Source organism: Vibrio maerlii, assembly GCF_003415655.1.
GTDB lineage: Bacteria > Pseudomonadota > Gammaproteobacteria > Enterobacterales > Vibrionaceae > Vibrio > Vibrio maerlii.
Map to the genome: position 1 here is coordinate 217,424 of NZ_QRHC01000002.1, position 14,880 is coordinate 232,303.

Genomic DNA, 14,880 nt, shown 5'->3' on the forward strand with positions numbered 1-14,880 from the left:
ACACTCTGCCCTTTTGCTTTAGTTTCCAACCGGCAATCGCACCGTGAATTCACTTCCAGATAAACCATCGGAGCTGACACTTATTTCACCACCTTGCATCTCCAGTAGGCCTTTAGTGATACTCAACCCTAAGCCAGAGTTCCCTTCATCGCCACTACGCGAACTTTCAGCACGATAGAAGCGGTCAAAAATATAAGGGAGCTGGTCGGCTTCAATACCACAACCCGTATCAGTCACTTTGATCTCGCAATACGCTTCATTCGCGGTTGCAGTTAACGAAATTAAGCCCTGCTTAGGCGTGTGTCTAATGGCGTTGTCGACAAGGTTACCAAGCACCTGAAGCATTCTGTTTCGGTCTAGATCAAGTGTTGGCAATGGTTCGACAAGGTCTAGATCTAGCGAGATCACTTTTGCATGGCAGCGCGGTTCAAATCGATGATGAACACTGGTCATGAGTTCAGAAATAGACACTTGAGTGATATCCAACTTAAGAGTTTTGGTATCGGTTTTGGCAAGCAGGTTCATGTCTTTCACCAAACGTTCAATTAAGCCAAGCTCCGAAGCAATTAACGATAGGCGTTTTTCGTCGAGCTCTATGGCTCCATGCTGCGCCATCTCAATGTAGCCTGAAATAACCTGGATAGGTGTGTTCAAATCGTGCGTAATATCTGCGGTAAGCTGGCGTTTTTTCTGATCGGCCTTGGCAATATTGGAGCTCATCGAGTTGAATCCACTGGCGAGTTCACCGAGCTCGTTACTCGCCTTTACTTTAACTTTTTGCTTCAGCCTTCCCTTCGCCATCGATGATATTGCCTGATGAATTTGCTCTAATGGCTTCAATAGCCATCGAGAAAGTATCACTCCTAACAATAAAGACGTAATCACACCGACAAAAATCGCAAACATCAAAATGTTATGGATGTTGTCTAGGAAAACACGGTTTCTCGAATTAATGCTTAATCCCGTCGCTTCTGGCGGGATGATTCGCGCAATCAGCTTACCATCTAAATATATCGGTTCAGATTGGTCGAAATAAGCAGGAGGAATAAATTCTCCCTTCTTGAAGCGAAGGTAAGATATAAGCGCGATGTTCTCAGCCGTTACAATGCCGTGTCGTTTAGGCCTTGGATCCTCTTTGGGGTCTGAATACAGCGGATGCTTATTCACTGTCGTAGAGTTTGGTTTTTTAAAGTGAGGTGGATGCAACTCTTTAAAGTACGCTTCAAACCCCTCCCAGCTTTGCTCTGCTTTATACCAAGCGATGACTTCCTGCTGCATCTCGCGAGTTTGATACTCTAACGTCAGCTCATTCAGTCGATGCTCTGAGGTGAGTACCACCCAAGCATAAGTGACCCCAGCAGTAATTAAGCTTACTAGTAGGTAAGTCGCGGTTAGTTGGTGTCTTAACTGAAAGCGCATATCATGACACCTTTAATCGATAACCCACACCAAACACAGACTCTATCTCTACCTGTCCTTGTGAGATTGGAGCAAGTTTGTTTCTCAAGTTACGAATATGAATCTTCATCGTTGATTCAGCGCCACTAAAACCTTGCTCGATCAAATTACAGGAAATCTCGGCCTTGGGAACAGCATGACTTCTAGACTTCACTAACATCGTGAGCAGCGCATGTTCCGCCTTAGTCACATCAATAACCTGATTGGACAAGTAGAACTCTTTGGTGTGCGTATTCACAATAAGCGGCCCATATTCGAACTTGTTGCTCACTGAGAAGTCTTTATGGCTGCGCTTGAGCACTGCCTTAACTCGAACCAAAAGCTCCATCATGCGAAATGGTTTCACAATGTAGTCATCTGCACCCATTTCAAAGCCCGCGACGATGTCTTCTTCTTGCTGTTTGGCAGAGATAACAATGACAGGCGTTTCATTCGTTTCTCGCAGCTTCTGAATGAACTTATAGCCGTCCATTAAAGGCATCATGATATCAAGCAAGATGAGGTTCGGCTGAAATTGTTTAAGCTTCTGTATCGCTTCTAAACCATTTGAAGCACACTCGACTTCAAAACCTTGAGTGGTCAGAAAGTCGACTAAAAGCTGCTGGACACTAAGTTTGTCATCTACGATCAGGATCTTCGTCTGCATGGTTTTCTTTATTCTCAGTTTCAATGACATTTCTGGCCATGACCAGGTTGAGTAATCATTTAATTTATCGATAGTTTGTCTATCGAATCTTGATTTTGCGTAAGCAAAACCAAAAAAGCCACTTCATACATGAAGTGGCAAAACGATAAAGCAGTATTGGTTGAAGCCAGTAAGGGGGCTGGCTTCTAGTCAGGAATGATTAAATCTTACCTACTAGGTCTAGAGATGGTGCTAGTGTCTCTTCACCTTCTTTCCATTTCGCTGGGCAAACTTCACCTGGGTTAGCCGCTACGTATTGAGCTGCCTTCACTTTACGCATAAGGTCTTCAGCATCACGGCCAATGCCTTCTGCTGTGATTTCCATCGCTTGAATCACACCTTCTGGGTCCACTAGGAACGTAGCACGGTCTGCAAGACCTTGGCCTTCACGCATCACACCGAAGTTGTTCGTGATTGTGCCCGTTTGGTCACCTACCATGTAGTAGTTGATTTTGCCGATTGTGTCAGAGCTGTCGTGCCATGCTTTGTGCGTGAAATGTGTGTCAGTTGAAACAGAGTAAACCTCAACACCGCGCTCTTGTAGTTCTGCGTAGTGGTCTGCTAGGTCACCTAATTCTGTTGGGCATACGAAAGTAAAATCTGCTGGGTAGAAGAAAAATACCGCCCACTTACCTTTCACATCTTGCTCCGTGATTTCTACGAAATCGCCGTTTTTAAATGCTGTTGCGCTGAATGGTTTGATTTGTGTGTTGATCATGATTTTACTCTCTCAATTTGCTTATTCGATTGCGCTCTCCCGCGCTGTTGAGGTTATATTGCCCCGAACCGTTGAATAGGTGAAATCGAACGTATCTATTAGTTTGGTAGGTAAAACCTATTAGATGTCGATGAGCTTGCAGCCACACCCGTACGCGCTATGATCAAAGTAGTACTAACGAAAGTTGGTACCTTTTCATTCCTTTCGCTGCGTTTAAGGAGGGGTTATGAACATCGTAGAGGTAAAAGAAAGAGTCGCTGGCCATGATTTTCTCAGCGCTCACATTATCCATGATATCAACACCACTGGCTGGCATATTCATTTGGTCGACAGCTCAGGAAATGAGTTCCCGATTACCGATGACCTCAATATGGCCATCACTTACGGCACATTAGCCGAAGCACAAAGTGTTGTCAGAAAGCTTGATGATATGCCAGTGCAAGTCGACAGACTCTATCGCCAATATGCGATTTAGAAACAAGTAAAAAGAAAAAGAGCCACATTTCTACCAATGTGGCTCTCTTATACTATTTGATTCATCTCTTATACTATTTCATTCATTAGCAGCACATTGCTAAGCCCCTGTATTGTTAAATATCTATTGAAAGTGTTTATCAAACTTAACGCTACCTCTTACCCTGCGACTTTCGATAGACTACATCAATGTAACCTATCGCCCCTTGCCTTTTGATCTATGGCTATCGCCACTTAGACCACCTTTGAGATACTAACATGCCTAATAAACTGCTTTCTCAACTCACTGTTTTACTGCTTGGACTCTTGCTTTCAAGCTGGACTTTCGCCCAAGATTCATCGCAAGACAAAAGACCGACCATCGCTGTTGTTCTTGCCGGTGGCGGTGCCAAAGGCGCTGCTCATGTCGGAGTCCTAAAAGCCTTAGAAGAGATGCAGATACCCGTTGATATCATTACGGGCGCGAGTATGGGGGCCTACTTTGGCGGACTCTATTCCACCGGCATGAGCGCAGATGAACTTGAGGGCTTCATATACAGCGTTGATTGGAACTCAGGCTACATCGACCGAGTCAGCCGCAGCCAAAGACGGATTCGGAACAAAGAAATAGAAGACAGGTATCAAATTCGCACTGATTTTGGGCTGTCCTCAACGGGTATCACGGTGCCTAGTGGCGTGGTTCAAGGGCAAAACATGCTCGCTATTTTGCGTGAATCGACTGGAAATGTTGGACGCGTGAACTCATTCGATGACTTTCCTATTCGTTATCGAGCTATGGCAACAGATATTGTTACTCTTGAACAAGTCATCATTGAGGATGGCTATCTGGTTGATGCCATGATGGCAAGTATGTCCGTGCCCGGAGTCCTGCCTCCTTACGAACTGCAGGATCGTTTATTGGTTGACGGTGGTGTCACCAACAACATGCCTGTCGATCTAGCAAAAGAGATGGGAGCAGATGTAGTTATCGCTATCGATATCAGCACCGATTATCAAACCAAAGAACAGTTAACCGACCTATTTACTGTTGCAAACCAATTATCTAACTACATCGTGCGTCGTACGACCCAAGAGCAAGCGGCGCTGTTAACCGAGCAAGACATCTACATCCGTCCAGATGTCGGCAGCATGGAAACAACCGAGTTTGATAAAATGGGAGATGCTTATGACAAGGGCTATCAAGCTGCAATCCAACTCAAGGAGCAATTGCAGCATTTGTCGTTGAACGGATCTGATTACCAAATCTACATCGATAAAAAACAGCAAGCACAAAGCCTCCTACATTACGGTGATCAGCTTACCGTCAATGCAGTCACTATCGACAATAATACTCATTATGATGACAAAACCTTGTCAGAAATGATCACCCTTGAGCCAAACCAAGTTCACAATACTCAGAAGCTAGAAAAGCAAGTAGAAGAACTGTACGCCTTAGATCGCTTTGAACGTGTCTCTTATAAACACCAAAAGATGGGGGGCAATGATGCCACCGTTGTTGAGTTTAGCGTCGACGAAAAATCCTGGGGACCGAATTACCTCGACTTTCGATTTTTCCTCGAAGATGATTTTACAACGGATAGTCAGTATGCCATTGGCTTAACGGCGAACTTTACAGGCTTAACGGATACCGGTGGAGAGTTGAGGACAAGCTATGAGCTTGGTACTGATAAGTTTGCGAAAGTTGCATGGTACTCCCCTATATCCTCGAACCAAAAAGTGTTTTACGAAACATCCATAAGTTACGAAGATCGTAAGCGAACGATACCGTTAACTGGTTTCGAAGATATTGGGCTCGATGCAAGTGAGTTTTCGGTGCCCGCTGATTACCAAAGCACCGTCGTTGAGTTAGGTCTAGGGTACCAACGTGAGCTGTGGACAGAGTTCAAACTTGGTTTTCGTTTTACCGATGGCTACAACGATATTGAATATGACAACACGATAAAACCCTTTACCTTCCAAAGATATGCTGGTTTTGCAGGCTACAAACTAGACACGCTAGATCACTATAGTTTCCCAACAAAAGGGCACTATATCGATGCCGAATACAGAGTTTCATACGATACAGGGGAGCATGAGCCCAACAGTATCGTTGACGACACCTTTGACGATGATACGAGTTATGAAATCGACTTCAGCGCAAAAACAGCCCACTCATATGACAAGCACACGCTAGTCGGAAACCTCGACCTTGAGTTGTTCATCAATGACAACGCTTTTTTCCCTGTTGAACCAAAAGAGCTTGGTGGGTTCTTGAACCTTTCTGGTGTGCCGAGGAATAGCCTACTCGGACAGAATAAGTTCTTCACTAGTATGGTCTATCGCTACCGTTGGTTTGACAATGATTTCGGCTTATTCTCGTCCCCATTTTATGTTGGGGGCTCACTGGAATATGGTGGTGTTTGGTCCGATCCAGACATTGACCCTTCTGATATCCCGATGTTTGTCGCGGGTTCCGTATTCGCAGGGGTCGACTCTCCAATAGGCCCAATGATGTTCAGCTATGGGAGAACGGAGCAAGGATACGATTCATTCTACCTAGTAATAGGAACGAGCTTCAGATAGTAAAACCAGACGTCAAAAAACGAAGAGTTATTTCCTAGGTTCAACCAACAAAAAAGCTCCTGATTTCAGGAGCTTTTCACATTCAAATAATGAATTAATTGATATCTTGAACCTTCATCACTAGGTCTTCCCAGTTACGCTGGTTTTCCATATCGTGCTCTAGGCCTTGGTCATCAGCAATCTGGAAGCGCTTGACTGCTGCTGTTTTGCTTGTTGCTTGATATAGCCAATAAGCTTCAGCTTTCAGTGCTTCATCAATCGGCTTATCTATCGATTCGTAAACCATTTGCTTACAAACGTTGATGGATTCTGCAGGGAACTTAGAGATACGCTGCGCGAGAGCATCGACATAAGGACCAATCTCATCAGGCTCTAGAGCCTTGTTGATTGTGCCATAAGCTTCAGCTTCATCTGCATCAAAATCACGAGCACTCAGTACGATTTCTAGTGCACGACCCAAACCAACCTGGCGAGCCATGCGTGATGCACCACCACCACACGGTAAGATACCCATTCCAACTTCCATCTGCATAAACTTGAACTTACCACGGGCAGCGAATCGCATATCTAACGCCAATGCAAGCTCATGGCCGCCTCCACGTGCAAAACCTTCGAGCTTAGCAATCGTTGCCTGAGGTACTTTACTGATTCGTTCACATACAGACTGTAGGTCTAGCAGTTGTGCTTCTTCGCGAGAAACAGCCTCGGTAGACATGTCTTTTAATAGCTCAGTATCATAATGACAAACCCAAACCTCAGGGTTTGCTGATTGGAAGACAACCACTTTAGTTTCACGGTCGCGCTCTAGTCTCATTGCCAGGCTATTTAAGTCTGCGAGCATTTCTTGTCCTTGAACATTTACCGTTCCAAAATCAAACGTAACCGTAAGGATTCCGTCTTGCTGAACGGTTGTAAATGTCTGAAAACCTGCGTATTTCATAATAAACTCTCCGTAAATATCATTGAAATGAGTCGTGTAGACTGTGTTAACGCAGAACACACTATCGCTTTAACTTTCCCTTAACAATCAGTGATATTTACAAACAGTATTAATGAAAAATAAATTGTTTATTTTGAAATGTGTACTAGGGCGTGTTGACCTTTCGAGCTGATTTTTGCAGCAGTTTGTGGGTTCTTTATACAAGGCAGAGGCTACGACGTGTAGCTAGCCTACACGAGAAGCCGATAACGCAGTAGAAAGGACTCACAAACGCTGCCCGAAGGGTTCGGCTAAAAGCGTTTTACTCTTTGTTGAGAGGACTTTGCTTAGAATGACTAGGCTGCAAACCTCTCGCCGCGATTAAAACCCTTTTATCTCGAACAAAATTTAACCGCGAAAGATCAACACGCCCTAGGGTCTGTGACCTAGGTCATGCAAGTTGCCTTTGTCCAAGAAGATTAAAACAAAAGCAACTTACCGTAATGATTAAGCTTAGCTACCAGGCGTAAGTTTCGATAACGTTCTTTTTCGCCATTGGGTTGTGAGCAATATGCTTATTGATATTATCTAGAAATGGCTTGCGTGCCTCTGGCCAAATACCGCGCATCGTCGCGATGTTGTTGCCATGATCTCCCCAGTAGAAACATGGAAAATCATCCATATTTTCAAGAAGATATTTTTCTTCCTCAAGGATTTGCAGTGGCGTAGGCAGAATAAACTCACCCGCATTCACTTCACGCTCCAATTGGCTACCAGGCTGGATAGCAAGTGCCATTGGCGCAATCGCATCCGGTCGCATGATATTCAGCAAGCTGGTTGTATTCTCTGCGTGTTCTCGTGAGCGCTCTTTGCCGCCTAATCCAAAAATGAAAGAGGCCAATACTTGTATGTTCGCTTCTCTTGCCATTTCCATACCTTGAATCGCATGCTCACGCGTCATCCCTTTTTTAATTCGCTCAAGCACGATAGGGTCGCCCGATTCCAATCCTGAGTATGCTGTGGTCAAGCCAGCATCTCGAAGCTCTTTTAACTCCGCAATACTTTTACGACGAAAATCATTAAAGCCAGAGTAGAGAGCCAGATGCTTTAACTCTGGGAAAGTCACTTTAATTTGGTCAAGAATCGCCAATAACTTTTCTGTGCGCATCGCCATCACGTTACCGTCAATCAAGAAGATGGATTCAACCTTAGGATAGATAGCACGCGCTTCCGCGATATCTTTAAAGATGTCTTCAAGTTCTCGCACCTTAAAGCGCTTGTCATCAAACATGGTGCAGAACGTACACTGGTTGTTGCTGCAGCCCAATGTGGTTTGAATCAGAACACTCTCTGCTTCCATCCAAGGACGGTAAATTTTACCTTCGTAGTGCATTATAAGCTCCTCAGCTCAGTGTTGAATTTCGAGCCGCAGAGTCTAACGATGTGTCCTGTGGTTGATAATATCGATTAATCTGAAGTCAGTGTTAAACATATCTAAATAATGCGGTTAATTTAGTCCACTTTACCTTCAATTTAGGAAATAAACTTCCCTAACTGAGAATCAAACAACGAAAGTCGATTTAGAAAGTTTGAATAATAGAAGCCCGTTATTATAAAGAAAATCTTAAAACTGATTCAGCCTTTACCCCCATTATCAAACTCAAAATCTTGCCTATACTGAAGCCATACAAATCGCAACACATCACAAGACAATACAGAGGTTAACTCCTATGAAAGCTACAGTTATTCGCAAGTTCGGTGGTACAGAAGTATTTGAATCAGCAGAGATTACAAAGCCAGAAGTAAAAGCTGGTCACGTGCTTGTTAAGGTAGCGGCATCAAGTGTCAACACAATCGATATGATGCTCCGTGAAATGGGTGAAGCCCTGCCATTCCATCCTCAACTACCGGGGGTTCTTGGTATGGACTTCGCGGGTACCGTTGAGGCTGTAGGCGAAAGTGTAACCGAATATGCCATCGGTGATGAAGTATATGGTTGTGCGGGTGGCCTAGGTGATCTGCAAGGTTCACTTGCGGAATACATGACTGCGGATGCTGATCTGATTGCGCACAAACCAAAGAATATCTCAATGCGTGAAGCAGCTGCACTCCCTCTGGTTGGTATCACTGCTTATGAAGGCCTAGTGCGTGCTGGTGTAAAAGCGGGTCAAAAAGTATTGGTACACGGTGGTGCGGGCGGTGTAGGTCATGTTGCTCTGCAAGTAGCAAAACACTTTGGTGCCGAGGTATACGCGACGGGTACGGCAGGCGAGAAAGTTGACCTAATTAGCGAGCTAGGTGCAACCGCGATTGATTACACTTCTGAGTCTGTCGCTGATTACGTGGAAAAATACACGTCTGGTGTTGGTTTTGATGTGGTATTTGACTCGGTGGGTGGTGCAAACCTTAACAACTCTATCGAGGCAACAAAACTTAACGGCCAAATCGCTACAACGCTTTCGATGCATGAACAAGACCTGACCATGGTACACATGAAAGGCCAATCACTTCACGTGGTATTCATGCTGTTACCAATGATTTACAACGTCGGTCGCGCAGAACACGGTAAGATCTTAAAAGCGTTAGCGGAGATCGTTGAAGTCGGTGGTCTAAAGCCGGTTCTAGATAACCAAGAGTTCAGCTTAGAGCAAGCTGGAGATGCACACGCTCGACTTGCGAGCGGTCAAGCGATTGGCAAGGTAGTGGTGAACATCTAACTCCTCCTAAGTTGGTGTTTTGAGGCCTACCCAGTAGGCCTCTTTCGATTTCCATCCCTGTATCTCACATCTAAGGTAACCGCCTGTCATGTCATGCATATCACCCACCCTAAAGCTTGTCATCGAAAGAACACTACCGCTGACCGTCGGTATGTTTGCTATTATGTTGGTGCAGCTTGTGGACTCGATTTTTATCGGCATGTTAGGGATAGATGAGCTTGCGGTACACGGTATTACCTTGCCATTTCAAACCGCATTAATTGGAGTACAAGTGGGAATCGGTGTTGCTGCAACATCGTTAATTTCACGAGCTTGTGGTGCTGGAGAAAGCGACAAGTCCAAAGCGCTTGCAACCATCACTGCATTGGTCGGTACCGGTATTGTGGCTTTGATTTGCTTGGGCTTATGGCTTTCAAGAAGCTCTATTCTCACCACCTTTGTCACCAGTGACGTCACGCTCGATCACTTTCAAACATTGCAAACGATTTTCAATGTTTATTGGCCGGTTTGGTTGTTAAGTGCAACTTCGGTTGCGGCGCTGTATCTATTGAGCTGTGTTTATCGTGCCAATGAAGATACCAAGACAACGGGTAACATGTTTTTGCTCGCCAGTATCATCAACTTGATTCTCGACCCACTACTCATCTTTACCTTTGACTTAGGCATTATTGGCGCCGCTATCGCCTCAACAATGGGTTATCTAACTTGTGTCATCTACATGGTGATCAAAGCGAAAAAACTAGCTTGGTTTGGTTCGCTTGCAAAGTGCTTTAAGACCTGGAGTTACCTAGTAGAACTCGCTCGAATGAGCGCGAATACCATCATTAATCAGCTCCTGCCTTCGGTCAGTGCATTTATCTGTATGGTGTTAGTCTCACGCATCAGTACCGACTCCATTGCTTTTTGGAGCTTACTATCACGTATGGAGAGCTTTTTATTGGTGTTCACTCTCGCACTGACGATGTCGGTTCCACCAATGATTGGTCGCTACCTAGGTCAGAAACAGCACTCAAAGATCAATGCACTATTGATCACCACCGCTAAATTTTTATTGATTTTCCATACAGCAATGGCATTGGTGTTGGCAGGCAGTGCCAAGCTGATCATTCCACTTATCAGCTCAGAAGCTCAAATCCAAGATTGGTTTGCAGTCGCACTGTGGGTGATTCCATTTAGTTACGCACCGCTAGGGCTATGTATGCTGGTCGTTTCAGTATTTAATGCGCTCGGAGCACCGCGCCAAGCGTTGCTCGTTTCTATGGTTCGATTGATAGCGCTGTATGTTCCTGCTATTTGGATCGGTGCCTCAACGGGCAATATCTTACACGTTGTTTATGCTGCCACCATTGCGAACACACTGGCTGGCGTATATGCTTGGCACAGGCTCAAAATCCATACCAATCGCACGGCTGCGATAACAAAACTCGTTGAAGCATAAGGATATTTATCAGTGAATATAGAGCACCTCCGTCTATTTGTCCGAGTGGCTTCGACGCACAATATTAGCCAAGCGGGTAAAGAGCTTGGCTTATCTGCACCTGTGGCAAGCATGCACATCAGCAAGCTAGAAGAGAGCATGGGGGCGCGGCTTATTCACCGAACGACGCGCAAGGTCTCTCTCACCGAAGAGGGCGAAGCCTTACTACCTTATGCAGAAGAAATCATTCACAGTGTTGATGCGGCAAAATCATCTGTTGGTTCAGGTAAAGCCTGTCCAAAGGGGACATTGCGTATTAGCGCACCAGCCTCTTTTGGTCGCATGCACTTAATGCCTGCGCTCAAGGGGTTTCTCGCTCAGTACCCAGATTTGTCCATCGATATTCGCCTAACAGACTCAATGGTAGATTTAATTGAAGGTGGATTCGATGTGGCGATTCGTAACGCCGAACTGAAAGACTCAACTCTGATTGCTAAGAAACTAGCAACGGATAAACGCATCATGTGCGCCTCTCCAGAATACATTGAAAAATATGGTGAGCCTAAATCTCCATCCGACCTTAAGAATCACCTATGCATCAACCAAACAGGCTTGGATTCTTGGACATATACGACCCCTTACGGCACTCAAAATGTCAAAGTGAAGGGTAAGATTAAAGTCGATCATGGTGAGGCTGTGAGAGATGCCGCTGTTGATGGCCTGGGCATAGCGATGTGTGCCACGTGGATTGCCTACCAGCACCTTAAGGAAGGGACACTGGTGACCATTTTGGATAACTATCCATTGGTTGATGAAGCGGCTATTTGGGCGGTATATCCGAGTTCTCGTCTACTTGCCCCCAAAGTTCGTGCGTTTATCGATTACTTCTCTGACTACTATGGCAACCCACCCTACTGGGATAAATGACTACTGTTAATCATCCAGCGGCCACTCATGTTCAGATACTAGCTCATGTTCAATTAAACGGGAGCGAAGCTGATTGATGGTCGATTTGAGTTCATCACGGATCAATCGGATCGCCGGAGAGATTAACTGACGACTCGGCAATACCAACCACATTTCGGTCAGTGGTATCTGACAATCAACCAATATCCTCTCTAATCGGCCCGCGAGTAAATCTTCTCCAACATCAATAGCAAAAGTGAAGGATTGAGACGCAATGAACCAAAATATTGGTTATATAAATGGTAGCTAGTTAACTTATATTCATACCCTGTAGTCCTCGAAGTTTCGAACACTTTGTTACTGTGAGTCGGTAAAGATTTAGAGTGAAACGAGAGGACAGTTCATTGAACAATATAACTAAAACAACACTGGCTTTAGCAACATTAAGCGTTGCTCAAGGTGTTGCAGCAGCAGACCAACCAAACATTCTTGCTATTTGGGCGGATGACCTAGGTTTCTACAACACTAGCGCATACAACCGTGGCATGATGGGTTACGAAACACCAAACATTGATCGAATTGCACACGATGGCGCAATCTTCACAGACATGTACGCACAGCAATCTTGTACTGCTGGCCGTGCTGCATTCATTACAGGCCAACACCCTTTCCGTACGGGTCTATTGACTATCGGTATGCCTGGCTCTCAGCACGGTATTCCTGATTGGGCCCCAACAATCGGTGACACACTGAAGCAAGAAGGTTACGCGACCGCTCAGTTTGGTAAGAACCACCTAGGTGACCAAGATAAGCACCTTCCAACTAACCACGGTTTTGACGAATTCTTCGGCAACCTTTACCACCTAAATGCGGAAGAAGAGCCAGAAACATACTTCTACCCGAAAGACCCAGAGTTCCGTAAGCAATACGGCCCTCGTGGTGTTATCAAAGCAACAGCTGACGGCAAAATTGAAGATACGGGTCCACTAACACGTTCTCGTATGGAAACAATCGACGAAGACTTTACTGAAGCGGCAGTGACGTTCATGGAGAAATCTGTGAAAGAAGATAAGCCTTTCTTCGTATGGTACAACTCAACGCGTATGCACGTATGGACTCGTCTGAACGACCACTACGATGGCATCACAGGCCAAGGTATCTACGCCGACGGTATGCGTCAACTTGATGATAACATCGGTGTTCTACTGGATACGATCGATCGTCTAGAAGTCGCAGACAACACCATCGTTATCCTATCTACGGACAACGGTGCAGAGAAATTCACATGGCCTGACGGCGGTACTTCTCCATTCCACGGCGAGAAAGGCACTACTTATGAAGGTGGTATGCGCGTTCCACAAATCGTGAAATGGCCTGGCGTTATCGAACCTGGTTCAGCAGTTAACGCAATCATGTCTCAAGAAGACTGGCTACCAACACTGGCAGCGGCTGCAGGTAACGACGACATCGTTGAAGAGCTAAAAGAAGGTACGACGCTTAACAACAAAGAGTGGCGTGTTCACCTAGATGGCTCTAACTTCAAACCTTACTTTGAAGGCAAAGAAGAAAAAGGTCCTCGTGAAACCATCATGTACTTCTCTGCAAATGGTGAGCTAAACGCCGTTCGTTGGAACGATTGGAAAGCAAGCTTTGCAATGATGGAAGGTGACATGCAATCAGCCGTTCGCCAAGCTCCAGCATGGGCTTCAATTACGAACCTACGTATGGACCCGTTTGAAACCGCAGCGAAAGAATCTGGCATGTACACTCGCTGGATGATCGACAACATGTGGCTATTTGTTCCAATGTCTCAAGAAGTGGGTAAATTCCTATCGACACTTGATGGCTACCCAATGCAACAAGGCTCTGGCTTCAGCGCGGCAACCATCAACTACAACACGCTGAAAATGCAGAAGATAATGCAAAAAATGCAGCAGCAAGGCGCTCAGTAAAATGAGAACCTAGCCTACGAATTAAAGCCCCACTGGGGCTTTTTTTCTGACACTTTAATAATCTTGTTTCTAAACCACTGATGCGCGGAATCGGTATTTCGGCTCTTATGCCAAAGCAAATAACTTCTTCCTAAGTTAGATTCAAACGGCAGTGGCGCAAATCGAAAGTTATTCGCAGCATTCACGGTTTCTAATACCGACATCGGGGTGATGCAGATCATATCTGTGCCATGCACCATATTCAGCATCTCTAATGCCCCTGGGGCTTTTCGAGCAACCTTACGTTTATGAGCGTAAGTCGATGCGATGCCCAGAGGGGAATCATCACTGTTCCACATACTGTGTAGAACATGATTTTCCGCCAAAAACTCATCCAAAGAAATCTTGTCTTTTAGGCGTGGGTGGCTTTGGTCAAACGCTACCACCATTGGCTCTTCGGTCAACTCAGCACATTCAATAGCAGGGTTAATCGTTGGCGAATGGGAGATACACAGGTCATAACGATGCTGTCGTAAATCCATCACGATATCGCCGGTATACAGAGGGTCGATATTAATCCCGAGATGAGGCGTTTCATGATACAGAGAATCCGAGACTTGCTTCATAACCGAATACACCGCCCCACTGATACACGCGACATTAAATGAACGCTCAAGCTTTGATGGGTCGAACTTTTTCTTTTCTGGAAACGTCGATTCAAACGAGTCATAAGCCAGCTTGATTTGCGGATAGATATCGTTGCAGAAACTGCTTGGACGATACCCCTCCTTAGTCTTGATAAACAGCGGGTCATTATATGTTTCCTTGAGTCGACGCAATGCTTTACTGACCGCAGGCTGAGAAACACCAAATCGCTTAGCGGTGTTCGAAATCGATAGTTCGTCCATCATCACGATGAAATAAGGAATTAAACTAAAATCTGTATTCTTCATACTCTACTCTTCGCCAGTTACTTGGGCATGCACAACTCAATCTACAGGCATGAGCGAAAGTCATCATCAATGCAGACACTTACAACCTGTAGTTAATGTGGCGATAGAGTACATAACTTTTAGTTAAAAAAAATACCGGT

Annotated in this window: 13 protein-coding genes; 6 read left to right on the forward strand and 7 right to left on the reverse strand. The window is 45.1% G+C overall.

Annotated features, from left to right (window positions below; genetic code table 11):
* Positions 1–18 precede the first annotated feature (18 nt).
* The 3 genes from DPF91_RS01940 to ahpC form a co-directional block, all read right to left on the reverse strand.
* Entirely contained in the window at positions 19–1,419 is a 1,401-nt protein-coding gene (locus DPF91_RS01940) for a sensor histidine kinase (protein WP_117232747.1), read from the reverse strand.
* Between the two features lies 1 nt (position 1,420).
* On the reverse strand, positions 1,421–2,104 hold the full coding sequence (locus DPF91_RS01945) for a response regulator transcription factor (RefSeq protein WP_164683991.1): 684 nt from the start codon (positions 2,102–2,104) through the stop codon (positions 1,421–1,423).
* Between the two features lie 199 nt (positions 2,105–2,303).
* Positions 2,304–2,861 carry an alkyl hydroperoxide reductase subunit C gene (ahpC, locus tag DPF91_RS01950; RefSeq protein WP_117232749.1) on the reverse strand — a complete coding sequence of 186 codons (558 nt, stop codon included), beginning with the start codon at positions 2,859–2,861 and terminating at the stop codon, positions 2,304–2,306.
* Between the two features lie 226 nt (positions 2,862–3,087).
* Here ahpC and DPF91_RS01955 point away from each other — a divergent pair, with 226 nt between their 5' ends.
* Positions 3,088–3,336, forward strand: a complete 249-nt coding sequence (locus DPF91_RS01955) for a hypothetical protein (protein WP_117232750.1) — start codon at positions 3,088–3,090, stop codon at positions 3,334–3,336.
* Between the two features lie 257 nt (positions 3,337–3,593).
* Positions 3,594–5,897, forward strand: a complete 2,304-nt coding sequence (locus DPF91_RS01960) for a patatin-like phospholipase family protein (RefSeq protein WP_117232751.1) — start codon at positions 3,594–3,596, stop codon at positions 5,895–5,897.
* 94 nt (positions 5,898–5,991) lie between these two features.
* Here the strand turns inward: DPF91_RS01960 and DPF91_RS01965 are convergent, their stop codons facing one another.
* The gene (locus DPF91_RS01965) at positions 5,992–6,837 is read right to left on the reverse strand and encodes an enoyl-CoA hydratase/isomerase family protein (protein WP_117232752.1); all 846 of its coding nucleotides are present in this window, start codon (positions 6,835–6,837) and stop codon (positions 5,992–5,994) included.
* A 496-nt stretch (positions 6,838–7,333) separates the two neighbouring features.
* A complete protein-coding gene (locus tag DPF91_RS01975; protein WP_117232753.1) occupies positions 7,334–8,209 on the reverse strand; it encodes a radical SAM protein in 876 nt (291 codons plus the stop codon).
* Positions 8,210–8,546: 337 nt separating this feature from the next.
* Here DPF91_RS01975 and DPF91_RS01980 point away from each other — a divergent pair, with 337 nt between their 5' ends.
* The 3 genes from DPF91_RS01980 (at position 8,547) to DPF91_RS01990 (ending at position 11,877) form a co-directional block, all read left to right on the forward strand.
* The gene (locus DPF91_RS01980) at positions 8,547–9,533 is read left to right on the forward strand and encodes a zinc-dependent alcohol dehydrogenase family protein (protein WP_117232754.1); all 987 of its coding nucleotides are present in this window, start codon (positions 8,547–8,549) and stop codon (positions 9,531–9,533) included.
* A gap of 88 nt (positions 9,534–9,621) precedes the next feature.
* On the forward strand, positions 9,622–10,971 hold the full coding sequence (locus tag DPF91_RS01985; RefSeq protein WP_117232755.1) for an MATE family efflux transporter: 1,350 nt from the start codon (positions 9,622–9,624) through the stop codon (positions 10,969–10,971).
* Positions 10,972–10,983: 12 nt separating this feature from the next.
* Positions 10,984–11,877, forward strand: a complete 894-nt coding sequence (locus tag DPF91_RS01990) for a LysR family transcriptional regulator (RefSeq protein ID WP_117232756.1) — start codon at positions 10,984–10,986, stop codon at positions 11,875–11,877.
* 6 nt (positions 11,878–11,883) lie between these two features.
* On the opposite strand, the gene DPF91_RS01995 is transcribed toward DPF91_RS01990, so the two are convergent.
* Positions 11,884–12,060, reverse strand: a complete 177-nt coding sequence (locus DPF91_RS01995) for a hypothetical protein (protein ID WP_206355530.1) — start codon at positions 12,058–12,060, stop codon at positions 11,884–11,886.
* A gap of 200 nt (positions 12,061–12,260) precedes the next feature.
* Between DPF91_RS01995 and DPF91_RS02000 the strand changes: the two genes are divergently transcribed.
* A complete protein-coding gene (locus DPF91_RS02000; RefSeq protein ID WP_117233187.1) occupies positions 12,261–13,808 on the forward strand; it encodes an arylsulfatase in 1,548 nt (515 codons plus the stop codon).
* A 14-nt stretch (positions 13,809–13,822) separates the two neighbouring features.
* Here the strand turns inward: DPF91_RS02000 and DPF91_RS02005 are convergent, their stop codons facing one another.
* Positions 13,823–14,740: a LysR family transcriptional regulator gene (locus DPF91_RS02005; protein ID WP_117232757.1), complete on the reverse strand. Its 918-nt coding sequence runs from the start codon at positions 14,738–14,740 to the stop codon at positions 13,823–13,825.
* Positions 14,741–14,880 lie beyond the last annotated feature (140 nt).

Excerpts from the sequence above, each read along its gene's own strand:
- DPF91_RS01965 (WP_117232752.1), bottom strand. The coding sequence starts at position 6,837 with ATGAAATACGCAGGTTTTCAGACATTTACAACCGTTCAGCAAGACGGA.
- DPF91_RS01945 (WP_164683991.1), bottom strand. The coding sequence starts at position 2,104 with ATGCAGACGAAGATCCTGATCGTAGATGACAAACTTAGTGTCCAGCAG.
- ahpC (WP_117232749.1), bottom strand. The coding sequence starts at position 2,861 with ATGATCAACACACAAATCAAACCATTCAGCGCAACAGCATTTAAAAAC.
- DPF91_RS01955 (WP_117232750.1), top strand. The coding sequence starts at position 3,088 with ATGAACATCGTAGAGGTAAAAGAAAGAGTCGCTGGCCATGATTTTCTC.
- DPF91_RS01940 (WP_117232747.1), bottom strand. The coding sequence starts at position 1,419 with ATGCGCTTTCAGTTAAGACACCAACTAACCGCGACTTACCTACTAGTA.
- DPF91_RS01985 (WP_117232755.1), top strand. The coding sequence starts at position 9,622 with ATGTCATGCATATCACCCACCCTAAAGCTTGTCATCGAAAGAACACTA.
- DPF91_RS01980 (WP_117232754.1), top strand. The coding sequence starts at position 8,547 with ATGAAAGCTACAGTTATTCGCAAGTTCGGTGGTACAGAAGTATTTGAA.
- DPF91_RS01960 (WP_117232751.1), top strand. The coding sequence starts at position 3,594 with ATGCCTAATAAACTGCTTTCTCAACTCACTGTTTTACTGCTTGGACTC.
- DPF91_RS02005 (WP_117232757.1), bottom strand. The coding sequence starts at position 14,740 with ATGAAGAATACAGATTTTAGTTTAATTCCTTATTTCATCGTGATGATG.
- DPF91_RS01975 (WP_117232753.1), bottom strand. The coding sequence starts at position 8,209 with ATGCACTACGAAGGTAAAATTTACCGTCCTTGGATGGAAGCAGAGAGT.